Annotated in this window: 23 protein-coding genes; 11 read left to right on the forward strand and 12 right to left on the reverse strand. The window is 60.4% G+C overall.

What is annotated here, in order from left to right:
- Nucleotides 1-127: 127 nt before the first annotated feature.
- The 5 genes from AC1RO5_RS05000 to AC1RO5_RS05020 all read left to right on the forward strand — a co-directional run bounded on the left by AC1RO5_RS05000 (nt 128) and on the right by AC1RO5_RS05020 (nt 4,887).
- Nucleotides 128-1,525 carry a COG3014 family protein gene (locus tag AC1RO5_RS05000; protein WP_493173283.1) on the forward strand — a complete coding sequence of 466 codons (1,398 nt, stop codon included), beginning with the start codon at nt 128-130 and terminating at the stop codon, nt 1,523-1,525.
- 206 nt (nt 1,526-1,731) lie between these two features.
- Nucleotides 1,732-3,126, forward strand: coding sequence for a COG3014 family protein (locus AC1RO5_RS05005; RefSeq protein WP_493173285.1), 1,395 nt, complete (start codon nt 1,732-1,734; stop codon nt 3,124-3,126).
- A gap of 15 nt (nt 3,127-3,141) precedes the next feature.
- Nucleotides 3,142-3,513 (forward strand): YcfL family putative periplasmic lipoprotein, encoded by a 372-nt coding sequence (locus AC1RO5_RS05010; protein ID WP_493173287.1) that lies wholly within the window; start codon nt 3,142-3,144, stop codon nt 3,511-3,513.
- A 39-nt stretch (nt 3,514-3,552) separates the two neighbouring features.
- Complete coding sequence (gene lpoB / locus AC1RO5_RS05015) at nt 3,553-4,140, forward strand: penicillin-binding protein activator LpoB (RefSeq protein ID WP_007941608.1); 588 nt, start codon at nt 3,553-3,555, stop codon at nt 4,138-4,140.
- A gap of 3 nt (nt 4,141-4,143) precedes the next feature.
- Nucleotides 4,144-4,887 (forward strand): penicillin-binding protein activator LpoB, encoded by a 744-nt coding sequence (locus AC1RO5_RS05020; protein WP_493173289.1) that lies wholly within the window; start codon nt 4,144-4,146, stop codon nt 4,885-4,887.
- A gap of 196 nt (nt 4,888-5,083) precedes the next feature.
- Here AC1RO5_RS05020 and AC1RO5_RS05025 read toward each other — a convergent pair whose 3' ends face one another.
- The 3 genes from AC1RO5_RS05025 to AC1RO5_RS05035 all read right to left on the reverse strand — a co-directional run bounded on the left by AC1RO5_RS05025 (nt 5,084) and on the right by AC1RO5_RS05035 (nt 8,334).
- Complete coding sequence (locus tag AC1RO5_RS05025) at nt 5,084-5,716, reverse strand: LysE family transporter (RefSeq protein ID WP_493173291.1); 633 nt, start codon at nt 5,714-5,716, stop codon at nt 5,084-5,086.
- A 117-nt stretch (nt 5,717-5,833) separates the two neighbouring features.
- On the reverse strand, nt 5,834-6,424 hold the full coding sequence (locus tag AC1RO5_RS05030) for a mechanosensitive ion channel domain-containing protein (RefSeq protein ID WP_493173293.1): 591 nt from the start codon (nt 6,422-6,424) through the stop codon (nt 5,834-5,836).
- Nucleotides 6,424-8,334, reverse strand: coding sequence for an ATP-binding cassette domain-containing protein (locus AC1RO5_RS05035; RefSeq protein WP_413695726.1), 1,911 nt, complete (start codon nt 8,332-8,334; stop codon nt 6,424-6,426). Before AC1RO5_RS05035 ends, AC1RO5_RS05030 begins: the two co-directional genes overlap by 1 nt.
- Nucleotides 8,335-8,384: 50 nt before the next feature.
- On the opposite strand from AC1RO5_RS05035, the gene AC1RO5_RS05040 reads away from it, so the two are divergent.
- Entirely contained in the window at nt 8,385-8,849 is a 465-nt protein-coding gene (locus tag AC1RO5_RS05040) for a TIGR02444 family protein (protein WP_493173295.1), read from the forward strand.
- Here AC1RO5_RS05040 and AC1RO5_RS05045 read toward each other — a convergent pair.
- Complete coding sequence (locus tag AC1RO5_RS05045; protein WP_493173297.1) at nt 8,846-10,018, reverse strand: AlgP family protein; 1,173 nt, start codon at nt 10,016-10,018, stop codon at nt 8,846-8,848. The two genes, AC1RO5_RS05040 and AC1RO5_RS05045, sit on opposite strands and share 4 nt — an antisense overlap.
- 192 nt (nt 10,019-10,210) lie before the next feature.
- Here AC1RO5_RS05045 and AC1RO5_RS05050 point away from each other — a divergent pair, with 192 nt between their 5' ends.
- The gene (locus AC1RO5_RS05050; protein ID WP_493173299.1) at nt 10,211-10,876 is read left to right on the forward strand and encodes an FKBP-type peptidyl-prolyl cis-trans isomerase; all 666 of its coding nucleotides are present in this window, start codon (nt 10,211-10,213) and stop codon (nt 10,874-10,876) included.
- Between the two features lie 80 nt (nt 10,877-10,956).
- Here AC1RO5_RS05050 and AC1RO5_RS05055 read toward each other — a convergent pair whose 3' ends face one another.
- The 7 genes from AC1RO5_RS05055 to AC1RO5_RS05085 form a co-directional block, all read right to left on the reverse strand.
- Nucleotides 10,957-11,427, reverse strand: a complete 471-nt coding sequence (locus tag AC1RO5_RS05055) for an Rsd/AlgQ family anti-sigma factor (RefSeq protein WP_007941595.1) — start codon at nt 11,425-11,427, stop codon at nt 10,957-10,959.
- 179 nt (nt 11,428-11,606) lie between these two features.
- The gene (locus AC1RO5_RS05060) at nt 11,607-12,158 is read right to left on the reverse strand and encodes a disulfide bond formation protein B (protein WP_493173301.1); all 552 of its coding nucleotides are present in this window, start codon (nt 12,156-12,158) and stop codon (nt 11,607-11,609) included.
- A 376-nt stretch (nt 12,159-12,534) separates the two neighbouring features.
- Nucleotides 12,535-13,773, reverse strand: a complete 1,239-nt coding sequence (locus tag AC1RO5_RS05065) for a heme biosynthesis protein HemY (RefSeq protein WP_493173303.1) — start codon at nt 13,771-13,773, stop codon at nt 12,535-12,537.
- Nucleotides 13,770-14,924 carry a uroporphyrinogen-III C-methyltransferase gene (locus AC1RO5_RS05070; protein WP_493173305.1) on the reverse strand — a complete coding sequence of 385 codons (1,155 nt, stop codon included), beginning with the start codon at nt 14,922-14,924 and terminating at the stop codon, nt 13,770-13,772. Before AC1RO5_RS05070 ends, AC1RO5_RS05065 begins: the two co-directional genes overlap by 4 nt.
- A 16-nt stretch (nt 14,925-14,940) precedes the next feature.
- Nucleotides 14,941-15,708 carry a uroporphyrinogen-III synthase gene (locus AC1RO5_RS05075; RefSeq protein ID WP_493173307.1) on the reverse strand — a complete coding sequence of 256 codons (768 nt, stop codon included), beginning with the start codon at nt 15,706-15,708 and terminating at the stop codon, nt 14,941-14,943.
- Nucleotides 15,705-16,646 (reverse strand): hydroxymethylbilane synthase, encoded by a 942-nt coding sequence (hemC, locus tag AC1RO5_RS05080; RefSeq protein WP_019650122.1) that lies wholly within the window; start codon nt 16,644-16,646, stop codon nt 15,705-15,707. The genes AC1RO5_RS05075 and hemC overlap by 4 nt, the downstream gene beginning before the upstream one ends.
- A gap of 127 nt (nt 16,647-16,773) precedes the next feature.
- Nucleotides 16,774-17,520, reverse strand: coding sequence for a LytR/AlgR family response regulator transcription factor (locus AC1RO5_RS05085; protein ID WP_007899317.1), 747 nt, complete (start codon nt 17,518-17,520; stop codon nt 16,774-16,776).
- Between the two features lie 462 nt (nt 17,521-17,982).
- Between AC1RO5_RS05085 and argH the strand changes: the two genes are divergently transcribed.
- On the forward strand, nt 17,983-19,377 hold the full coding sequence (gene argH, locus AC1RO5_RS05090) for an argininosuccinate lyase (RefSeq protein WP_007941585.1): 1,395 nt from the start codon (nt 17,983-17,985) through the stop codon (nt 19,375-19,377).
- 78 nt (nt 19,378-19,455) lie between these two features.
- Here the strand turns inward: argH and AC1RO5_RS05095 are convergent, their stop codons facing one another.
- Nucleotides 19,456-20,115, reverse strand: coding sequence for a glutathione S-transferase family protein (locus AC1RO5_RS05095; protein ID WP_493173310.1), 660 nt, complete (start codon nt 20,113-20,115; stop codon nt 19,456-19,458).
- 126 nt (nt 20,116-20,241) lie between these two features.
- Here AC1RO5_RS05095 and AC1RO5_RS05100 point away from each other — a divergent pair, with 126 nt between their 5' ends.
- From AC1RO5_RS05100 to AC1RO5_RS05110, 3 genes are all read left to right on the forward strand, one after another.
- The gene (locus tag AC1RO5_RS05100; protein ID WP_493173312.1) at nt 20,242-20,526 is read left to right on the forward strand and encodes a hypothetical protein; all 285 of its coding nucleotides are present in this window, start codon (nt 20,242-20,244) and stop codon (nt 20,524-20,526) included.
- 204 nt (nt 20,527-20,730) lie between these two features.
- Nucleotides 20,731-20,976 (forward strand): TIGR02647 family protein, encoded by a 246-nt coding sequence (locus tag AC1RO5_RS05105; RefSeq protein WP_007894898.1) that lies wholly within the window; start codon nt 20,731-20,733, stop codon nt 20,974-20,976.
- A gap of 207 nt (nt 20,977-21,183) precedes the next feature.
- Nucleotides 21,184-24,030: a class I adenylate cyclase gene (locus tag AC1RO5_RS05110; RefSeq protein WP_493173314.1), complete on the forward strand. Its 2,847-nt coding sequence runs from the start codon at nt 21,184-21,186 to the stop codon at nt 24,028-24,030.
- Nucleotides 24,031-24,035: the final 5 nt, after the last annotated feature.

A 24,035-nucleotide genomic window follows, 5' to 3' on the forward strand; every position in this document is an offset into this window, starting at 1 on the left:
GTAACACATTGTTCACTTCCAATGAGTTTCGCTCAAGCTTTGTTGGTATTTCCCGCGCAACGGCGTGTACATTCGGCGGCAAATTGCCATCTCCTCTCGGTATCCGATAAGGGAAGAACCATCGTCCATGCGCTCCTGCCTGTTGTTCTCGCTGCTGAGTCTCGCCCTGCAACTGACTGGTTGCGCCGCTTACCGCAACTACGACCTGGAACTGGAGCAAACAACCGCCCAGTTGAAAGCGGGAAATCCGCAGGGTGCTCTCCAACTGCTGGAGCTGCACAATCCGTCAGAAGAACGGGACCTGCTCTACTACTTCGAAAAAGGTGCAGTCCTGAGTGCCGGTGGTGCGCTGCCGCAAAGCCAGGTTACCTGGCGCAGTGCAGAGCAAATGGTGATCCAGCGCCAGGACACCGTCGAGTCTGCCGGCACACAGCTCTTGTCCGCGATGGGCGATCATTGGGGCAGCATCATCAACGACAAACTGCGGCGCTACGATGGCTACGACTACGAAAAAGTCATGCTGACTACGCAAATGGCCCTGAACCAGTTGGCCGTGAATGACTTCGACGGTGCTCGCACCGACATCAAGAAAACCCACGAACGTGAAGCACTGATTGCCCGTCAGCGGGAAAAGGAATACGAGCGACTTGAAGAAGAAGCCAAGGCCCAGGGCGTTCGCGTGCACTACAAGGATCTCCAGGGCTACCCCGTGATGACCCTCGATGCGCCCGCCGTGATCGCGCTGAAAAACGGCTATCAGAGTGCATTCAGTCACTACCTGGCCGGGTTTACGTATGAAGCGCTGGGTGAGCGTGATCTTGCTGCCCCGGGTTATCGCCAGGCCATCGAGTTGCGACCCGACCTGCCCTTCTTCGAACAGGCATTGCGCGAACTCGACAAACCGGTCACCAAGGCCAATGAAAGTGATGTGCTGATCATCGTGCAAAGTGGCCTGGCGCCAGCGCGCAGTTCGGTTCGTGTCCCCTACCCGGTGCGCCTGGAAGACAATCAGGTGATCGTCGCCAATGTGTCGTTTCCGGTGATGGTTCCCGACACGTCGACCCCGGCGTTCACGCAGATGACGATCGACGGTCGCAAACAGCAACTGGTCCTGGTTAACAGCATCACCGACATGTCTTTACGCACGTTGCGCGACGATATGCCGGGCATCATTCAGCGCACCGCCCATCGTGCCTACCTGGCCGCTTCTGTTCAGGCTACGGACAACCGACGCGACCCGAGCAAAGCCTCGTACGTGACGCAGCACGATGGCTTTGAGCACGCGGACACCCGAACCTGGCGTACCTTGCCCAACATCACCCTGGTGGCGCGCCTGCGCCTGAAAAAAGGCGAGCACCTGATCAGCCTGCCCAACGCGCCGGGCGCCGCGCCACTGAAAGTCCGCATCGAGCAGAACCATCAGGTCATAACCCTGCGAGCGCTGGGAGAGCGGATTTACAGCAACGGAGTGGCTTTCGAACCTGCCGTTGCGCCTGAAAGCAGTGTGGTATCAGGCCAGAAATAAATAATGGCACATTGTGAAAACATACAATTAAAAAGCCATTACATAGCCAGCATCCCTGTTTATAATGCCCGCCGTCGTTATTTCGATACGGCATTTAAGCTCCTCTTTTTATGAGGAATTGGCAGGACGCCAGTCTCCCTGCCGATGGGTCCCAACAGCCCGACCAGCACGCGCGGCTGCTTACACTCAGGGAAGAAGTACCCCCTATGGCCTCCCGCGCCCTTACCTCGATCGCGCTCAGCGCTGTCACCTTGCTCTCCGGCTGTTCGGCTTTTCGCAACTACGATTCCGAACTGGCACAAACCAACCAGCAACTGGCTGCCGGCAACGTCGACGCCGCCTTGACCCTGCTGGAAAAGAACAACACCGGCGCCGACAAAGACCTGCTCTATTACTTCGAGAAGGGTGAACTGCTGCGCGCCAAGGGCGACTTGTCCGGCAGCCAGAACGCCTGGAGCAGCGCCGATCAGGTGGTGGGCAAGTGGGAAGACTCGGTCAAGCTCGACACCGAAAAGTACCTGGCTCAGTTCGGCAGCTTCCTGATCAATGACAAAATCCGTCGCTACGAAGGCTACGACTACGAAAAAGTCATGCTTACCACGCAGATGGCCCTCAACTTGCTGGCGGTGAATGACTTCGACGGCGCGCGCACCGCGATCAAGAAAACTCACGAACGTGAAGCGGTGATCGCCGACCTGCGCGACAAGGAATACCTCAAGAGCGAAGAGCAGGCCGGGAAAGAAGGCGTCAAAACCCAATACAAGGATCTTCAGGGGTATCCGGTGGCCAGCCTCGACGCGCCGGAAGTGGTCAGCCTGAAAAACAGCTACCAGAGTGCGTTCAGCCATTACCTGGCCGGTTTCGTCTATGAAGCCCTGGGCGAGAAAGACCTGGCTGCGCCGGGTTATCGCAAGGCCGCCGAGCTGCGCCCGAACACGCCGTTGCTGGAACAGGCGCTGGTGAATCTGGACAAGCCCGCCAAGGACGAGGACAGCGACATCCTGATCGTCGTGCAAAGCGGCCTGGCGCCGTCCCGCGACTCGATTCGTATTCCGTTGCCATTGCCGATCAGCAACCAGTTGGTGATCACACCGCTGTCGTTCCCGATCATCAAACCGGACACCTCGACTGCTCCCTTCACCCAGATTGGCGTAGACGGTCAGCAACTGAACCTGACGCAACTCAACAGCACCACCGCCATGTCCCGCCGCGCGCTGCGTGATGACATGCCGGGCATCATCCTGCGCACCACCGTCCGTGCCGTGACCAAAGGCGTGGCGCAGAAGAAGATCAACGAAACCAACCCATTGGCGGGTCTGGCGGTCGGTATCTCTTCAGCTGTGCTCGAAGGTGCCGATACCCGTACGTGGCGTACCCTGCCGGACAACACTCAAGTGGTGCGTCTGCGCTTGAAGAAAGGCGAGCACCAAGTCTCCCTGCCGAGCGCCGTGGGCGGCTCGGTGATCAAGGTCACTGTGGATCAGCGCTATCAGGTCATCAGCCTGCGCGCCGTGGGCAATCAGGTGTTCGCCAGCGGCTTGGCCGCTCATGTGATCCCGACTGCCAACCCGACCGCCGTGGCCAGCCTCAAACAACCTTAAGAACGGAGTCTTTGCATGCGCTTCAAATTCCTCACTGTCCTCGCCCTGGCCTTGCTGGCCGGCTGCGCCACCCCGCCGCCACCGGAGCCAGGCAGCGCTGCCAGCAAGGTCGTGGCCATGGGCAAGCTCAAGAACATCGTGGTCGGCGCCATGCGCGTGGCGCGGGAAAACGGCTTCATGACGGTCAACGCACAGCTGAGCAACACCAGCTACAACAACAAGACCTTCTACTACCGTTTTGCCTGGCTCGGCCCTGAAGGCTTCCCGGTTGCCGAAGAAGAAACCTGGAAAAGCCAGATGATGTACGGCGAGCAGACCAGTTTCATTCAGGCTATTGCGCCAACCGCCAAAGCCGTGGATTTCCGTCTCGAAATCAAAACGCCTTAAGCCCGACACCCTATTCGTTCAGTTCTAGAGAGCATTCCCATGTTTGCACGCTTTTCGTTCATCGCCGTCATCGCCCTCCTGGCCAGCGGTTGCGCCAACACTTCGCCGACGCTGGGCAGCAAAAACATCAGCTACGGTGACACCAAAGCGGTGGAAACCGTGACCAACGAGTTCGGTTCCACCGACCTGCAGATGATCGCCGAATCCATGACCCGCTCCCTGGCCCAGTCCGGCATTCTGCAAGGCCGTCCGGTGGTTCAGGTCTACGACGTGAAGAACAAGACCAGCGAGTACATCGATACCCGCGAAATCACCACCAGCATCAAGACCCAGCTGATGAAGTCCGGCGTCGCCCGTTTCGCCAGCGACAACACCGCGATGCAGAGCCAGGTCGACCAGCTCAAGTTGCAAAACCAGAGCGGCCTGTACAAGAAGAGCACCGTGGCCAAGACCGGCAACATGATCGCCGCCCAGTACCGTCTTGAAGGTTCGATCAGCTCGATCGTCAAGCGCAGCAGCGACTACAAGGACGTCTTCTACAAATTCAGCCTGCAATTGATCGACGTTGAAAGCGGTCTGGCCGAGTGGATGGACGAAAAAGAGATTCGCAAAACCACGGAGCGTTAATTGATGCGCGCATGGATTGGCATGATGGCTCTGGCTTGCGCGTTCAGCGTGCAAGCGGCCCCGAAAGTCGCGGTAACCGATCTGGCGTACCAGGAGCGTGTGGAACAGTACATCCACATCGTTTCGGCGCAGAGCAATCACCGCGAGAGTGACTACAGCGCCAGCGGTTCTTCGAGCTACAACGAGATCGAAGCAACCAGCAGCTACATCGAGCAAGGCGAGTTGCGCAAATTCACCGGCGACATCAAGGGCGAGATCCTGCGCACCGGCATGTTCCAGCTGGTGCAGGGCACGCCTTACACAGCATCGTCCAAAGGCGACGTGTATGACGTGATCAAGCGCATCAAGGCCGGTAGCTTCAAGGGTGCCGACTATGTGCTGTTCGGCACTGTGTCAGACATCGACTTCACCCGTGACATGAACGAGCTGGCCAACACCGACAGCTATTCGGCGGTGCTGGGGCTGACGCTGGTGGCGGACTTCAGCCTGATCAACACCAAGACCTTCGAGATCACCTCGGCCTTCACGGCGATGGGCGAAGGTCAGGACACCAAACTGGTGAATGGCCGGGACATCCGGGTTTCCCTGAACCGCCCACGGGTGGTGCGTGACGTGTCCAAGGCGTTGGGTGAAGACGTGGCTTCGCAACTGAGCCAACAGCTCGGTGGTGGCGGTTATGAGCAGCCAGGCCAGGCGCCACTGCGTAATAACCTGCCGCGGGATACGGCACCGGTGATTCTGCGCTGATCCAAGGCTGGTCATCTGTGGCGAGGGAACTTGCTCCCGTTGGGCCGCGCAGCGGCCCCCAAACCATTCAAACCGCATCAGCCGGTTTTACGACTGCTGCGCAGCCGAGCGGGAGCAAGCTCCCTCGCCACAAAAGCCCCTCGCCACAAATGAAAAAGGCGACCCTCGATAGGTCGCCTTTTTTGTGCCTGAAGCTTTATGTCGCTGCTTTGCGCAAAGTCGCCATGAATGCCGCCGCACCGATGAACAGCCCGGCAAAGGTGCGGTTCATGCGTTTCTGCTGCTTGGGCGTGCGCAACAAACGCAGGACCTTGGCCGCCAGCCCGGTGTAGCCGGCCATGACAATCAGGTCGACACAGATCATGGTCACGCCGAGGATCAGGTATTGGGCCACCAGCGGTGCGTGGGGATCGATGAATTGCGGCAGCACCGCGAGCATGAACACCAAGGCCTTGGGGTTGCTGACGTTCACCAGAAAGCCGCGGAACATCAGCGCCATCGGCTTGCCGATCTGCCGAATGGCAGCGTCGTCGTTCATCACATTGGGCAGCGCGCGCCATTGCTTGACCGCGAGGTAGACCAGGTAGGCCACGCCGAACCATTTGATCACATAAAAGGCAGTGGCGGAGGTCGCGAGGATCGCACCGACACCGGCAGCGACAATCGCAATCTGCAACGCCAGGCCCAGTTGCAGGCCCAGGGCGTTCCAGTAACCGCGCCAGAAACCGTAGCGCAGACCGCTGGACATCGACGCAATGGCGCCGGCACCGGGGGAAAGACTGATCACCCAGCAGGCGGCAAAAAACGCCAGCCATGTTTGAAGCAGCATCGCACACCTCGACTCAGACTCGTGACAAAGGTCTAAGCTAATGCGCCTTTGGGCCAATGACTACCGATTTTTTGCAGGACAGAGCGACTGCCGACCAGCTTTTATGGCGGCAGGGCCCTATCGAGCCTGTTTTTCGAACCCGTTCGAAGGGAACACATCCGTGCCGCGCCAGCGTCGAACCGAGCGCTGGAAGAACAGGCTGTTGGGTACTTGCACCATGGCGCTGCCCGTACCGAGCTCTTCGGCTTCGATCAGCGTGGTGTAGAGCAGATTGATCGCCACCACCCGGCCTTTGACGCCGGGCTTGTCGGTGGTGTCCACCAACTCGACCACATCGCCGATTCGGAATGGGCCGACGGTGAAGATCAGGATCGCGCACAACAGGTTGGACAGCACGCTCCACATGGCGAAAAACGCCACGGCAGCCACCGCCACGAAACCGGACAACGCGGTCCAGAGCACCGTGGCCGACACCCCAAGACGTTCCAGCACGAAGATCAGCGCGCTGCCCATGATCAGCCAACGCAAACCACCGCGCAGCGGCATCAAGAACTGCGGCGGGAACGGGTAGCGCTCGCCCAAACGAGTCAGGCCTTTAGCGACGACGCGCTGGGCTACATAACCCGCCAGCAGGATCAGCAGAATTTGCACGACCAGCCAGATCGGCTCGACCCACATTGCCGGCAACGGCAGCTTGAAGGCCTCCATCAAGACAGCGCCTCCAGCTCCGCCTGCATGCTTTCGAGCAGTTCGAGTGCTTCCATCCAGGCTTCTTCCAGTTCGGCTTCACGCACCTTCAGCCTGGCCTGTTCGGCCAGCAGATCACGCAATTCGTTCTTGCGCGCCGGCTCGTAAATATCGCTGTCGCCGAGGCTGGCGTCGATCTTCGCCAGTTTCTCGTGCAGCTTGCCCAACTCGGCTTCGAGCTTGTCGGCCTCGCGCTTGTGCGGTGCCAGTTGCTGACGCAATGCCGCAGCGGCCTGGCGCTGGGCTTTCTTGTCGGTCTTGTCCGGGTTGACCGGGGTGTTGCTGACCGGCGCGTTGCGCTGACGGTACTCCACCAGCCAGCGGGTGTAGTCTTCCAGATCGCCGTCGAACTCCTCGACCTTGCCATCTGCCACCAGATAGAAATTGTCGGTGGTGCTTTTGAGCAAATGACGATCGTGGGAGACCACCAGAACCGCGCCACTGAATTCCTGCAAGGCCATGGTCAGCGCCAGGCGCATTTCCAGATCCAGGTGGTTGGTCGGTTCGTCGAGCAACAACAGGTTCGGCCGGCCCCAGGCGATCAGTGCCAGAGCCAGTCGCGCTTTTTCGCCACCGGAGAAATTCAACACCGGTTCATCGATGCGCGCACCCCGGAAGTCGAAACCACCGAGGAAGTCACGCAGGGTCTGCTCACGTTCGGTTGGCGCCAGGCGCTGCAAGTGCAGCAACGGGCTGGCCTTGGAATCGAGGGAATCCAGTTGATGCTGGGCGAAGTAGCCGACCACGGTGTTCTCGCCCCGGGTCAGTCGGCCCGCCAACGGCTCAAGCTCACCGGAGAGGTTTTTGATCAGGGTCGATTTACCGGCACCGTTGGGGCCGAGCAAACCGATCCGCGCGCCAGGGGTCAGTTGCAGCTTGACCTTCTCCAGCACGGTTTTTTCGCCGTAACCCAGGCGAGCGTCCGATAGATCGATCAGCGGACTGGAAATTTTCTGCGATTCGCGGAAGACGAAATCGAACGGCGAATCGACGTGCGCAGCGGACAGCTCTTCCATCCGCTCCAGCGCCTTGATCCGGCTCTGGGCCTGACGGGCCTTGGTGGCCTGGGCCTTGAAGCGGGCGATGTAGCTTTCCATGTGCGCACGTTGCGCCTGCTGCTTCTCGTACGCCTGCTGTTGCTGGGCCAGACGCTCCGCGCGGGCGCGTTCAAACGCTGTGTAACCACCGCGATACAGCGTGATCTTGCGTTGGTCGACGTGGGCTACGTGATCGACCACGGCATCGAGGAAGTCCCGGTCGTGGGAAATCAGCAACAGAGTGCCGGGATAGCTCTTGAGCCATTCTTCGAGCCAGATGATGGCGTCGAGGTCCAAGTGGTTGGTCGGCTCGTCGAGCAGCAACAGGTCCGAGGGGCACATCAAAGCCTGCGCCAGATTCAGACGCATCCGCCAGCCACCGGAGAAATCTCCTACTTGCCGGTCCATTTGCTCATTGGTGAACCCAAGACCGGCCAGCAGCTTGCGGGCCCGGGCATCGGCGGTGTAACCGTCGGCGCTGTCGAGTTCCGAGTGCAGGCGGGCCTGAGCGGCACCGTCATGGGCCGCTTCGGCCGCCGCCAGGTCGCGTTGCACCTGGCGCAGGCGCAGGTCGCCATCGAGCACGTAGTCGACCGCCAGGCGTTCGAGGGTGTCGACCTCCTGGCGCATGTGGGCGATGCGCCAGTCGGCCGGCAGGAAGCAGTCACCCGAGTCCGGATGCAGTTCGCCCCGAAGCAAGGCGAACAGGCTCGATTTGCCGGCGCCGTTGGCACCGATGAGGCCGGCTTTGTGGCCGGCGTGCAGAGTCAGCTCGGCGTCTTCTAGCAGACGTTGCGGGCCACGCTGTAAAGTCAGGTTCTGAAGTCGAATCATAATGGCGGCGGAGTCTACCAGCTTCGCTCGCAACTGGCGCGAGTAGCACTATGTCCTCTGACCTGTGGAGCTTTTCCCTCGACACCTACGCCCGCCCCGGCGTTGAAGGCGCCTGCCTGCAATTGCAGTCGACGGGGGTGAACGTGTGCCTGCTGCTCTGTGGGTTGTGGCTGGGACAGCGTGGCGTTATCTGCAACGAACAACGCTTGCAGCTGCTACGCGATGTAGCCGGGCCTTGGGACGCGGATGTCGTGCAGCCGTTGCGCGTCTTGCGCCAGCAATGGAAAGCTGCCGCCAGCGAGGATGCCGGCCTGGATGATTTACGCGAACAAGTGAAGACACTGGAGATGGAAGCCGAAAGGCATTTGTTGCTGCGACTGGAGCGTTTGGCGCAGAGTTGGCCGCAGTGTGGAGCGACCGATCTAACGGCTTGGCTGGAAGGTGTGGCAGCAGGCGCCGCCAACCTGAGCCGCGACGCGCTGCATCAGCTGCGCGTCGCGGTAACCGGCACTTAGGAAGCGCTGGTTGGGGTAGTGCTGGTGCTCGACGATGCGGCTGGCGTTGGCGTAGGCGAAGCTGTCGAGGTAGTGGCTACCGGAGCCGGCGAAGCCGATGCAGCCGGGGCCGGGGTTGCTGGCTTGGCAACAGGTGCGGCAGTCGGCTTCGCAGCAACGACTGGCTTTTTCACAGCCGGTTTTGCTGCTGGCTTGGCGGCAGGTTTTGCAGCCGGTTTGGCAGCGGCAGGTTTGGCTGCTGGTTTCGCTGCAGCTGGTTTCGCTGCAGTGGCTGGCTTGGCAGCGACGGCAGGTTTCGCAGCAGCAGGTTTCGCGGCGGGTTTGGCTGCAGCTTTTGCAGCAGGTTTCGCCGCCGGTTTTGCAGCAGGCTTGGCTGCAGCGGTTTTAGCCGCGACAGGTTTGGCGGCTGGCTTGGCAGCAGGTTTCGCGGCAGCAGTTTTGGCTGCTGGTTTTGCAGCAGGTTTAACCGCTGGTTTTGCAGCTGCAGTTTTCGCCGCGGTGGGTTTGGCAGCCGTGGTTTTTGCGGCAGGTTTAGCGGCAGCTGTTTTGGCAGCGGCTGGCTTGGCGGCAGGTTTGGCAGCTGCCGTTTTAGCTGCTGGTTTAGCCGCAGGTTTCGCAGCGCTGGCAGCGACTGGTTTTTTCGCCGCAGGTTTTGCGGCTGGTTTTGCTGCGGCTTTTACCGGAGCCTTGGCAGCAGGCTTGGCCGGTGCTTTTGCAGCAGCCGGTTTGGCAGCGGCTTTCTTCGCAGGTGCCGCCGCTGGCTTGGCCGAACGCAGGGACAACGCCTTGCCGACAGCCTCTTGGACACGACCGACGCCCTGGGCCAGTTTCAGGCTTTCTTGAGCGTCGCGTTTGAGTTGCAGGATATAGCTGCGAGTTTCGGATTGGCGATTCTTGAGGGCGTCGAGCAGGTCCTCAAGTTCTTTCACCGCATCTTTGGCCTTGGCTTGTGCCTTGGCTTTGCCGGCCGCCGCGGCGTCCTGCAATTTGGTGCGGGATTTGTGCAGTTTTTCCTGCGCTTTTCCGCGCTGCTTCTCCAGTTTGGCGAGCAGTTTTTCAGCATCAGCCAAGGCTTGGGAACAAGCGTTTTCCAAATGCTCGAGCAGGCTGCCCGAGAGTTGTTGGAGTAAGTGCAACGGAGTATTTACTGGCTTCTTGGTGGCCGACATGGTTTACCTCCTGGCTGACGTGAATGCGGCTCATACTAGACCTCTGCTGCAACCGCCGCTAGGGCATGTTGACAGTATCGAAAGCGTTGCGTTGCAACGAAGTAAAAATGTTCTGCGCTGACGCAAAACCAGTTCACCTTCGAGTGCATTCACACTGGCATAATCCTGCGCATCTCAGGTCGGAGAGTGCCCATGACGCGCTACCTTTTTTTATCGCTGTGCATGCTTTTTTCCGTGGTCCAGGCCGCCGAAAAAACCACCACGAATGACGCTCACGATCTCGCTTACAGCCTGGGTGCGAGCCTTGGCGAACGCTTGCGCCAGGAGGTTCCGGATCTGCAACTTCAGGCACTGCTCGAAGGTTTGCAGCAAGCCTACCAAGGTAAGCCGCTGGCGCTGAAAGACGAGCGGATCGAACAGATTCTTGCCGAGCACGAAGCCCAGGTCGCCGAGCAACCCGCCGTTGCGCAAAGCGAAGTCGCCCTCGAAAAGGAGCGGCGTTTTCTCACCGAAGAAAAAGCCAAACCCGGGGTTCGCGAATTGGCGGATGGAATATTGCTGACGGAGCTGGCGCCGGGCACTGGCGCCAAGGCTGGTCCGAACGGCAAGGTCCAGGTGCTGTATATCGGACGCTTGCCTGACGGCACAGTGTTTGACCAGAACAGTCAACCGCAGTGGTTCAATCTTGATAGTGTGATCGCGGGCTGGCGCAGTGCATTGCAAGACATGCCGGTCGGCGCGAAATGGCGCCTGGTAATTCCATCGGCGCAAGCCTATGGCGCCGACGGTGCCGGCGACTTGATCGCGCCGTTCACGCCGCTGGTATTCGAAGTCGAATTGCGTGGTGCTACAAGCTGAATGCCGAAAACGAAAAACGGTGCGCATTGCGCACCGCTTTTTGGTTTCTTGCTGGGAGGGGATTTCTCGCCGGGAAGGGTTCAGGCCTGAACCGAACTCTCTTCCTTGTGGGCAGTATGCAGCACTTCGATCAGGCAATCTTCCAGTTCGAAACGTTCACGCAGTTGGCTGCCCAGCTTTTCCAGCGCTTCGGCGAAACGCTCGGTGTCGTTGCAGTCACCCTTGTGACAATGATCATTGAACGACAGCGCCATCTCGGTGCTCACGTCGATACGCGGATTGATCTGCTTCACCAGTTCAAGGCCGCCATCGTCGCCAAAGGCCTTGGCCTCATTGACCAGATGCTCACTCACTTCGAAGTGCCAGGCAGAAACGTAATCGACAAGAATCTCGCAGAACCGACCGTTCAAGGACTTGTCGGCGAAAGCCGGTTTGGCATTTCGCAAGTCGTGGAACGCCTTTACCAACTCTTCACGCTCTTGTAGCCAGCGGTCAATGAGCTTATGAACCCCACCCCAGCGTTCCTGAGCATTCTGACAACTATCTAACATGGCGATCTCTCTTCCCTATTGGGTGATGCCGTCCCATGCCTGCCGCTAGACTCGGCACATCCGGTCTGGGTCAGGCAGAACAGCAACGAGCAACATAATTCCAATGATACGTGCGGGCCAGATTATGCCCGCGCGCCTATGGCTTCAAGGTACGCAGGAGATAAAGTTCATACAAGTGTTTAATCGCCCGCCAGTACCCGGTGCGACGACTCGTCGCTGAGCGGTCGCTGACACGCGATCCAGACAAGGCGCAGCAACTGATACCCGCCCAGAATCATCATCGCAACGAAGAACAACAGGCTCCATTCCGGGATGCTCAGGTCGAACAGCGTCCAGGAAATTTCCGCGCAGTCGGCGGTTCCCTTGAACAACCGTTGCACGGCACACAACCAGGGTGTACTGGCAAACAGATCAGTCAGGTTGGGCGAGCATGCCGAGAGCTGATGCACCGGATCGCTCTGCAACACAACCTGCCGCCACGCCGTGACGGTACCCGCCACACTGCATAGCAGACCCAGCAGCCAATACAGGAATGATCCGAAACGACCAGCCCCCTGCACCGAAGCCGTCAGGCAGACACCCGTGAGCAGCGCCAGGCAAACCCGCTGCAACAGGCACAACCCGCAAGGCTTGAGGCCGACCGCATATTCCAGGTAATAGGAAACGCCCAAGGCCAGGGCACCTGCAATGAAAACCATGAAAAACAAGGAGCGTGAGCAGGCCAAAGACATGGCTTTTCCGTAACTGTAGAGACAAGCGGTTACGGTAGAGGAAAGCGCAGCAGCCTTTCAAGGCAGGCCATCACGGACACTTCACCAGAAGTGTAGGGAATTCCCGACAGAGTCGAGAGGATAAGATGTAGTCCAATGTAGGACTTTGCCAGCTAAGGACTACAACGCAAAAACAGTGACGGATTTGGAGCGATTGGATCGCCCTGACGAACGACTCCCCCTGTAGCAACTGGCGAAGCCTGCATTCGGCTGCGCAGCAGTCGTAATCGGTTTAACACGACTCACCTGATCCGACTGCGGCGCCTGATTTTACGACAGCTTCGTCCGAACGCGGCCCGAGCCGAACGCAGCCTTCGGCAGCGGCTACAGGCCGGCATCAAGCATGAGCCGGCACCGGCAGCGGAGCCGACAGCAAGCGCTCGTCCAGCAGGCCCAAGCCCTCCTGGAACAGCTGATTACTGCGTTCGGTGTCACCCAATTGCGCCAGCAACCGCGCCAGTTCGGCGCAGGCTTCAGGATTACGCTGTATACGCAGACTGTTTTCCAGATAGTCCCGGGCCTTGCCCCACAGGCTGCTTTGCAGACACAAACGGCCCAACGTCAGCAACAGGCTCGGGTCGGCCGGATGATCCTTGAGCCACCCTTCAGCGGTGTGCAGCTGCCGGGCCGGATCGCTACCGCGAACCAGACCGTACAGGCGTGCCAGATGACTGTCGTATTTGCGCTTGAGAGCCGTACGCAGAACCTCTTCCGCCTCGACCTGAGCTCCCAGTTGCCGCAGTTGCTCGGTATAGGCCAGCACCAGTTGCGGTTCCTGCCGCTGAGCGGCGGTGAGCTGCTGCCAGGCACGAGCGAGCGACTGCAAACCGACCGTTCCGTCCTCTTCCCGGTGCGCCGCCAACGAAAGATTCTCACCCCAGGCGCGTTGCTCCAGTTCAGCCAGCTCGGCCGGCGGCAGCACCTTGTCCTTGCGTAACTCCGGCAGCAAGCGAATCACTGCCGACCAGTCGCCCCGCTGCTGATGCAGGCGTTGCAACTGGCGCAGGGTCTGGACGTTATGAGGATGACGCTCGTGCATGGCTTGCAGGGTGACCAGGGCGCCGTCGGTGTCGCCGCGGTCGGTCTGCAATTGGGCATGACTCAAGGCAATCGCCAGCTCGGCCTGGGGCTGTCGCTCCAAAGCGCGCTCCAGCAAGTTATCGCTTTCTTGGTAGAGACCTTGTTCGTTCGCGGCGCGGGCAGCACCCAGGTAGTAGAGCAGCGGCTGACGCTCGGCTTCTGCCGCGCGATACAGGTGACGCTGCGCACTGGCCCAGCGGCCCTCGGCCAAATCCAGCTGACCGTGCTCGATCGCCACTTGCACCCGTCGACTGCGATTGCGCCGCGACCATGGGTTGACCACCCCACCGGAAGTCGTCACCAGTTCGACCAGCGCCTTGATGCCCCAGAACACCAGCCACAGCACGGTCACCAAGGCCAGGGTTGCCCACAAGCTCGATTCGTAACGGAAGCTCTTGTAGGCGATCAGCACGTAGCCGGAATGCTCGGCAATCGCCAGCCCCAACGCGGCGGCGGCAGCAATGACCACGAACACGATCACATAGAGACGCTTCATGGTGTGGCCTCCTGCGCAGTGCTCGCGGCAGGTTTGGCCAGAGGTTTCACTGAGTCCTCGGCGTTGACGTTGCGTCGCTCAAGGTAAGCCTGGACGGCGCTCAACGTGCCTGTCAGGTCCGGCGTGACCACCGTAACTGGCTGCTTGCTCAACTCGGCCACCTGCTCCAGCATGATCTTGCTCTGAGGGTTGTCCGGGTTGAAGTTGCCCTTGAGCACGTCCCGCGCTTCGGTCAGCGCCTGGGTGTAAACCGCAGCCTGACCGTTGAGCGCGGCCCACTGCGCCTGTTCCAGCGCCAGGCTCAGGGCCAGACGCACCTGGCTCAGGCTCTGCCCTGCCAGCAATGGACGAACATTCTTGTCGGCGTTGAAATCAATGCGGATGTAACGCGAGATCTGATCCCACCATTGCGCCCAGCGACTGGCGCCGTCGCCATCGGCCGTCAGGCCCAACAGGGATTCGCCACGGTCCTTGTACTCGGGCGCCAGCTCGGTGAGGCTGATCACTTGATCGCGCAAGGCACCCAGTCGCAGGAACAACCCGGTGCGGTCCGGCTGTTCGGTACTGCGCAGGGCCACCAGGGTTTTGGCCACTTGCTCGCGAGCGGCAAAAGCCCCAGGGTCATTCTGTTCACGGAGAATCTCATCGGCACCCTGCACCAGGGCCTGGGCGCTGCTGATGTCCTGCAACGCCGACAGACGCAGGCTGGCCAGACGCAGTAAATGCTCAGCCTCGGCCAAACGCCAATCCTTGCGGCTGGCACCGAGAACGGTTTCCAGGCGCTGATTCAAGCGTTGTTGATCGCCCTGAAGTTGAGTGACCAAGCGACTGCGCGCATCGAGCTCTTCGGCGGCAGGCATTTGTTCAAGGCGAGCGGTCAGGCGCTGCTCGTTGAGCTTCAGGCTCTGCGCCTGATCGTTCAACGCCTGTACCTGACTCAACTGTTGCAGGTTATTGGCTTGCAGGTGACGCACCTGCCAGACTCCCCAACCGCCCACGGCAACACCGGCAGCGCCCAACAGCAGCGCGACGATTGCCAGCCCATTGCCTCGGCGCGGCTCAGTAGCAGGTGACCCGGTTTCAACCGGTGCTTCTACCGGCGCATCGAGCACCGGCTGGATGTCATCTTTAGGCAAGGCTGTTTTGCTCACGTATCCATCCTTTGCATTAGAAAACGGGTACGGGGTGCTCCCGTAACGCCGTCAGCAAAGCCGCGGCACTGGCGCCACGACAATCCACAACTGTTTGGGCCCCGGCGGCGCGTGCCAGCTCGGCGACCCTGGGGCTTGGAACAAATAACGGCAACCGCGCCATGATCGGCCAGGCATCGCCAGCCAATCGGTACAGGTGCTCAAAACCCTGTCCACTGCTGACCACCAGCCCGTTCAAGCGTTCCGCCTCGATCCGTTCAGGCAGCGTTGCCGGTGGGTACTGCGGCAAGCCGCGTCGGTACAACTCCAGATATTCGACACTAGCACCAAGCTCACGCAAACGCTCAGCCAGCAACTCGCGCCCACCCTCCCCGCGCACGATCAGCACCCGTGGATCGGGACGGGCGATAGCCTCGCGCAACCGTGGAAGTTCAAGCAAGGCTTCGCTGTCATCGCCGTCGGCCGGAAAGCTCACGTCCAGCCCGTTGGCCTCAAGGATCTGCGCCGTCGCCGCGCCGACGCTGAACCATGTCAGAACCGGTGGTTGCGGCCAATACTGGTGGAGCAGCTCTACAGCGATTCTGGCGGCCGGCTTGCTGACCACGATCACCGCGCAATAGCGATCCAGGTCCTGAATCACTGCGCGCATTGTGGCAGAGGCCGGCATCGGCTCGATGTCCAAAAGCGGCAAGCTGCTACTGAAAACCCCCGCGTCAGCCAGCACACGGGCAAGCACCGCCGATTCATCCGCAGGGCGCGTCAGCAGCAGGCGCCAGCCAGTCACTCGTGCCCAGCCTCGCCATAGACTGCTTTGAGAATGGCGTCGGCGCCCTGACTCAGCAGGTCTTCGGCCACTTGCACGCCCAAGGCCTCGGCCTCGCTGCGTGGCGCTCGGGCCTCGGCGCAGAGCAGCAGGCCGCCGTTCGGATCGCCCACCAAACCACGCAACCAGATCTGCTCGCCTTCAAGCACGGCGTAGCAGGCGATCGGCACCTGGCAGCCGCCATTCAGATGTTTGTTGAGGGCACGTTCAGCGGTCACGCGGATGGCCGTATCCTGGTGATGCAGCGGCGCGAGCAGTGCATGAATCTCAGTGTCGGCGCTACGGCACTCGATACCGACCGCGCCCTGGCCACCGGCCGGCAGGCTGTCATCGACACTGATGGCCGAGGTGATGCGGTCTTCGAAGCCCAAACGAATCAAACCCGCCGCGGCGAGGATGATGGCGTCGTATTCGCCGGCATCGAGCTTGGCCAGGCGCGTGTTGACGTTGCCGCGCAGGAAGCGGATTTCCAGGTCCGGGCGACGGGTCAGCAACTGAGCCTGGCGGCGCAGGCTGGAGGTGCCGACGATGCTGCCTGGCGGCAACTCATCCAGGCTGGCGAAGGTATTGGAGACAAATGCATCGCGCGGGTCTTCGCGCTCGCAGATGCAGAACAGACCGAGGCCTTCGGGGAAGTCCATCGGCACGTCTTTCATCGAATGCACGGCGATGTCGGCTTCGTTTTCCAGCAGCGCGGTTTCCAGCTCCTTGACGAACAGGCCCTTGCCGCCGATTTTCGACAGGGGCGAATCGAGCAGCTTGTCGCCGCGACTGACCATGGGCACCAGCGTCACGAGCAGGCCCGGATGGGCCTGTTCCAGACGAGCCTTGACGTATTCGGCCTGCCACAGGGCGAGAGCACTTTTGCGGGTGGCGATGCGGATTTCGCGAGAGGACATGGATCAATCCGTACTGAATAGATACGGCAGATAATAACAGCTCAGCCAAATCCACTTTGACTTGTATCAGAAACTGCATGGCCTCCCTGGCCCTCAAGGTCCGAAAACAGGGTAGAAATCCGCCCGATTACAGCTGCTGCATCATTTTGCGCACGCCGGCCACATGGCGTCGGCTGACGATCAGGGCGTCGCCGTTCAGGCCTTTGAGAAACAGCTGGAAATGCCCCAGGGGGGTGCGTTGCAGCCGTTCAATGCGTTCGCGGGCGACCAGTGCGTTGCGGTGGATCCGCACGAAACGGTCGCCGAATTCGTCTTCGAGGGCCTTGAGTGGCTCATCCAGCAGCACTTCGCCACCTTCATGGCGTAAGGTCACGTACTTGTGGTCGGCAATAAAGTAGACCACCTGGCCCAACGGGATCAGTTCAATACCTTTACGGGTGCGGGCGCTGATATGGCTGCGTGGACCGCTGCCGGTTTCGGCGGCAGGACGAGTCAAGGCTGCGAGCTGGACACGATTGGGGCGCTCGGCTTTTTTCAATGCTTCATGTAACTGTTCTGTGCGCACTGGCTTCACCAGATAGCCCACGGCGCTGGCCTGTAGGGCTTCCACGGCAAATTCATCGGGCCCTGTGCAAAACACCACGGCGGGCGGGGTTTCGCGTTCGCACAATCGTGCCGCCACTTGCAGGCCATCGAGGCCCGGCATGCGAATATCGAGCAGTACGATATCCGGCTTGTGGCTGTCGATCAGTGCCAACGCCTCTTCGCCATTCGTGGCGCTGGGCTCCAGGACGTTGTACCCCTCGAGTTCGCCGACCATTCGGCTCAGGCGCTCGCGGGCAAGGGGTTCGTCATCAACGATCAGGACATTCATATTGCGCTGGATTCCTGCGTGAGTCTCGCACAAAGATAGCGTAGACAGGTGAAGTGACGTCCGTCACCGCGATCCACGCTAAGACTAGCGCGAGGGCCAAAAAGTGCCGCGAGACCGGCGGCTAAATTTTCATCTGCCGGGTGACTGACGGCCCAGGCCCGCGTTGGCGAGGCATCGCCATAGGGTTTGCTGATACACAATATGAACACCCCTCTTCTCTCTATAGTCAGCTGCAGCATCGAGAAGTGCGCTGATCCTACTGTCCAACTGTAGACGGTTGCCGCGACGATATTGCGCAAATGAGAAATATCGTTGCGCAATTTGCGCATCGCTTGCCTCGAGTATGGGGCGCCCCATGAGAAAAAAACGTATCGACCAGTGTCAGCGACAGGATTGGCAACCCTGTTATTATCCGCGTCAGCGTTCCACGCCATCTTTCTTCAAGCCGATACGAGCGAATTCATGAGCACTGACAAGACCAATCAGTCCTGGGGCGGCCGCTTCAGTGAACCCGTCGACGCCTTCGTTGCCCGCTTCACCGCCTCCGTCACCTTCGACCAGCGCCTGTATCGCCACGACATCATGGGCTCGATCGCCCACGCCACGATGCTGGCCAAGGTCGGCGTGCTGACCGATGCCGAGCGCGACAGCATCATCGATGGCCTGAAGACCATCCAGGGTGAAATCGAGGCCGGCCAGTTCGACTGGCGCATCGACCTCGAAGACGTGCACATGAACATCGAGGCGCGCCTGACCGACCGCATCGGCGTGACCGGTAAAAAGTTGCACACCGGCCGCAGCCGCAACGACCAGGTCGCCACCGACATCCGTCTGTGGCTGCGTGACGAGATCGACCTGATCCTGGCCGAGATCACCCGCCTGCAAAAAGGCTTGCTGGAGCAGGCCGAGCGCGAAGCCGGCAGCATCATGCCGGGTTTCACTCACCTGCAAACCGCGCAGCCGGTGACCTTCGGGCACCACATGCTGGCCTGGTTCGAAATGCTCAGCCGCGACTACGAGCGCCTGGTCGACTGCCGCAAACGCACCAACCGCATGCCGCTGGGCAGCGCCGCACTGGCCGGTACCACCTACCCGATCGACCGCGAGTACACCGCTCAACTGCTGGGCTTCGACGCTGTCGGCGGCAACTCCCTGGACAACGTGTCCGATCGCGACTTCGCCATCGAGTTCTGCTCGGCCGCGAGCATCGCGATGATGCACTTGTCGCGGTTTTCCGAAGAGCTGGTGCTGTGGACCAGTGCGCAGTTCCAGTTCATCGATCTGCCGGACCGTTTCTGCACCGGCAGCTCGATCATGCCGCAAAAGAAAAACCCGGACGTGCCGGAGCTGGTTCGCGGCAAGACTGGCCGGGTGTTCGGCGCGCTGATGGGCCTGCTGACCCTGATGAAAGGCCAGCCGTTGGCCTACAACAAGGACAACCAGGAAGACAAGGAACCGCTGTTCGACGCCGCCGACACCCTGCGCGACTCGCTGCGGGCCTTTGCCGACATGATCCCGGCGATCAAACCCAAGCACGCCATGATGCGCGAAGCAGCCCTGCGCGGTTTCTCGACCGCCACCGACCTGGCCGACTACCTGGTACGTCGCGGCTTGCCGTTCCGTGATTGCCACGAGATCGTTGGCCACGCGGTGAAATACGGCGTGGACAGCGGCAAGGACCTGGCGGAAATGAGTCTGGAAGAATTGCGCAAGTTCAGCGACCAGATCGAGCAGGACGTGTTTGCCGTGCTGACCCTGGAAGGTTCGGTGAATGCCCGTGACCATATCGGCGGGACCGCGCCGGCGCAGGTCAAGGCTGCCGTGGCTCGCGGTCAGGCGTTGCTCGCCGGCCGTTAAAAGCTTCGCGGGCAAGCCTCGCTCCTACTGTAGGAGCGAGGCTTGCCCGCGAAGGCATTCTCAAGATCGTTACACAATCTATTTCTTCGACGCGATCATCGCCAGAAACGCGGGCATTGCTGCGTCCTTGTCTGCCGCAATTCGCTGCACGTTCGGATTCTGCCCCAGACGCTCCAGCAGCGCCCTGGCCGCCGGCATCTCGGCCAGCAGATCGATATCGAACAGTTTCTGCGCCAAGGCACAGGCCACCGGCACGCTGTACAGGAAATACAAATCCGCAATGCTGAGACTGTCGCCCGCTACGTAAGGGGCGAACTTGCCGTGCCTGCCCAGTGAGGCGAACCCCAGCAGCAGCTCGGCCTTGGTCTTGTCCTTGATCGCCTCCGGCACTGACATGCCAAAAAACGCTTCGGGGTAGCAGGCGCGCGCCGGCAGTTCGATGTACAACTCGATTTCCTTGGCCAAAGCCAGCGCCTGCGCTCGCTCGAAGGGCTCGCTGGGCAGCAGCGGCGTGCCTTTCTGACTCTGCTCGAGGTACTCGAGAATCACGCTGGTTTCGTTGACGAAACCTTGCTCGACGCCCAGCACAGGAATCTTGCCGCGCGGGCTGATGGCCAGCGACTCGGGGCTGGTGCCCGGGTAAAACGGTACTTCTTCGAACGGCAGTCCCTTCTCCAGCAACGCCAGCTTGACCATGTTGTAGTAGTTGCTGACGCAAAATCCATAAAGCTTGAGCATTACATAGCCTCCAGGCCGTGCAGGGGGGTTGGCAGCGCCAGTTATAGAACGCCCGGGCGCTTCTTGCCAGCAGCATCACAACGCTGAATGCAGGTAAACTGGCCGCCTTTCCTTGAGGAGCCTGCCATGAGCGAGCCAAACGACATCGACAACGACGAAGAAGAATTCGCTGAAACGACGCTGATCGAAGCGATCGAGAACCAGATCGAAAGCGACAACCCGCCAGCGGCCAAGGCAACCTTCAACAAGCTGACCCTGGTGGGTTACGAGCGTGAAGAAATCCTCAATCTGATGGCCCACGTGTTGGCAGTGGAAATCGACGCGATCCTCGAAGAAGACCGCGCGTTCAACACCGAATGGTACGAAGCGGCGCTGCGCGCGCTGCCAGAGTTGCCGCCGGAAAAGAAATAAGATCAAAAGATCGCAGCCTTCGGCAGCTCCTACGCGCCTGTGGGCGCTGCCGAAGGCTGCGATCTTTTGATTTCAGGCATCCGTATTTCAGACCGGGGACTGCCCCCGGGGCGAAAAAACCCTGTTGCGAGCACTGGACATGCCTCACCGACGGGTTCACCTTAGGGGCGCTATCGTCTAATTCCTAGAAAGTCTGGAGTCCTTATGTCGCTTACCCCTGAGTTGGTTGCCGAACTGGAAATCCTCGCACTCTTCAACCTGGACAGTTCCCAGGAAGGTTTGAAAATTCATCAGACCGCTGCCCCGAAAGCCATTGCCGCCGCACAAAGACTGTTCGATAAAGAATTGATCACTCAGCCCGATGGCGGTTATCTGACCAGCCTGGGGCGTGACGCCGCACAAAACGTGCAAACCGTTCTCACCATTCTGTCCGTGCGGGAAACAGCCTGAGCATCACTGCATAGCCCACGGAAAGCTCTGTCACGGGATTTCCGCGGGCACACTTGATGACCGACCCTGTTACCTGCCGTCGCCAAACGATAGAAATCTGACGCCAGGAAAACAAAATCAGCTTAAAAGTCCCGGGGCCGAGGCGCTAAACTGCCCCTCATCCTGAGCCCTCCCACGTCCGAGCCCCGCGAGCCGGATTGAGCTGACATGACCCGCACCCATGAAATCCGCCCCGATCTGGACGAGGGAATCGACCGCAAGGTTCTCAGTCAGCTGCGCGCCCGTTTTCTGAAGCTCAACGAGGGCCGCATGGCCCGCGCGATGGAAGGGTTGTCGACCCGACAGCAAACGGTGCTGACCCTGTTGCCGCTGTTTTTCCACGTCAATCATCCACTGTTGCCGGGTTATGTTTCGGGTAGCACCCCGGCCGGGTTGTCGAATTACGAACCCGACACCAACACCCTCGCCGAAGCCCAACGCCTGACCCGCTCGTTTTCCTACAAGCCGCGCCATGGCAGCAATCCGCCGCGCCCCATTCACGGCCTGTTCCTGATGGGCAGCCTCGGCACCCTGGCCCAGGCCGATCAGAGCGACATGGATGTGTGGGTCTGTCACGGGCCGGACTTGAGCGAAAGCGAACTCACCGAGCTGCGCAAAAAATGCCAGTTGCTGGAAGTCTGGGCTGCCAGCCAGGGCGCCGAGGCGCATTTTTTCCTGATCGACCCGGCCCGCTTCGTGCTCGGCGAGCGCGATACGCAGCTGAGCTCGGAAGACTGTGGCACCACCCAGCACTATCTGCTGCTGGACGAGTTCTATCGAACCGCGATCTGGCTGGCCGGACGCACCCCCATCTGGTGGCTGGTGCCGGTTTACGAAGAGGCCGCGTACAACCGTTACACCCACACGCTGCTTTCCAAGCGTTTCATCCGTGCAGACGAAACCCTGGACCTGGGGCATCTGGCGTACATCCCGCCCGGGGAATTCATCGGCGCCGGGCTCTGGCAGTTGTTCAAAGGCATCGAGTCACCCTACAAATCAGTGCTCAAACTGCTGCTGACCGAGGTCTACGCCAGTGAACACCCGAAGGTCCACTGCTTGAGCCTGCGCTTCAAAAAGGCGGTGTTCGCCAATCAATTGGACCTCGACGAACTGGACCCGTACATGGTGGTTTACCGGCGCATCGAGGAATACCTCACGGCTCGGGGCGAACCGGAGCGGCTCGAGCTGGTACGTCGTGCGCTGTACCTGAAGGTCAATCGCAAGCTCACCGGCAGCAGCGGTCGCACCCAGAGCTGGCAGCGTTCGTTGCTCGAACGCCTGGCCCACGAATGGCATTGGGATCAGCGTCAGTTGGCGTTGCTCGACAGCCGCAGCCAGTGGAAAGTCCGCCAGGTCAGCGCCGAACGCCGGGCCTTGGTCGGCGAACTGAATTACAGCTACCGCTTCCTGACACAGTTTGCCCGTAACGAGCAGACCGCCAGCCTGATCAACAAGCGCGACCTCAATGTGCTGGGCCGGCGGTTGTACGCGGCCTTCGAGCGCAAGGCCGACAAGGTCGAATTCATCAACCCGGGCATCGCCCCCGATCTGGCCGAAGACACCTTGACGCTGGTGCAAGCCCCGAACAAGAGAGAACCGGGGCAAACCCAATGGGGTTTGTACAATGGCAGCCTGACCGCCCACGAGTGGGAGCATTTCGCGCCGATCAAGCGCAGCCGCCAGTTACTCGAACTGCTCACCTGGTGTCACCGTAACGGCGTGATCGACAGCAGCACCCGCCTGGCCCTGCACCCAGGCACCAGCGACTTGAGCGAGTTCGAACTGTTCAACCTGCTCGGCAGCCTGCAACAAAGCATCGCCCTGCCCCTGGCTACCGTCGCCGAAGAGCCTTTGCTGCGCGCCAGTGTGCCGAGCGAAGTGTTGATTCTGGTGAACGTCGGCGTCGATCCGCTCAAGCACCATCGCGACATGAACATCCTGATGACCACCGAGCGAACCGACTCCCTGAGCTATGCTGGCGTGCGGGAAAATCTGGTGCTAACCCTGGATCAGATCACGCTCAATAGCTGGAACGAAGTGCTGGTCAGCCGCTTTGACGGCCCCCACGCCCTGCTCGACTGCCTGCGCGATTACCTCAACAACTTGCCAAGCGGCCCACAGCAGCCCAAGTTGCGGGTGCGTTGCTTCTGCCACAACCGCGCGCAATTCATTGCCCGACGGGTCGAGGAAGTTCTCGATACCGCGCAAAACCTGCTGCTGAGCAAACTCAATCATCGTTACCTGATTCAGGTCCAGCAGCATTACCACGTGCTGGAGCTGGTGCCCGGCCAGGTCAATCACGTTGCCCTCGCCACGCTGCCGGCGCTGCTCGACTACCTCGGCGAAGAGCTGGCGAGCTACAGCCCGCTGCATCTGGACCCGATGGCACTGGAAGACCACGACCTGGCGCTGATCCTGCCCATGGGGCAACCCAACTGCGTTCAGGTGTTCTACCGGATCAACGAACACCAGGCCGATATGTACGTACTGGATGAGTTCAATGCCTTGTGGCAACAACGCTTGCCCTATCACGACGAACAGAGCCTGCTGGTGCCGCTGCAACGTTTCCTGCAATCGATCCAGTACCGGCGCGACGCCTTGCTACCGATGGACGCCGCCCAGCCGCTGAGCCTGGAAACTTTGTATTACCAGTTGTTGCCTTCAGGTACCGCACGGGCGCGTCGGGTCGAAGCCCGGCCGGCGCCGCAAACTCCGGTCAACAAACCGTTCTATGACGTGCAGGCGATCGTCGGCAAAGCCGCACCGGGGCAGGTGCAGGTCACGTTGTATTGCAATCAGCGGGAGTTTTCAGAGCTGGAGCATGGCGACCAACTGTTCAGCGTGGTCGCCCGTAAAATCGTCGAACAGCGCCGCGAGACCGAACGCTATCGCGGCTACATCACCGACCTGGACCTGTCGGGCCTGATCGGTGATGGTCAGAGTTCAAGCAATCTGTATTTGCGTTACAAGGCCGACCTGGAGCGCGCGTTGAACGAGGCGCTCGAGCAGGTCTGAGGGGC

This window comes from Pseudomonas sp. GW822-FHT02G04 (genome assembly GCF_058802085.1).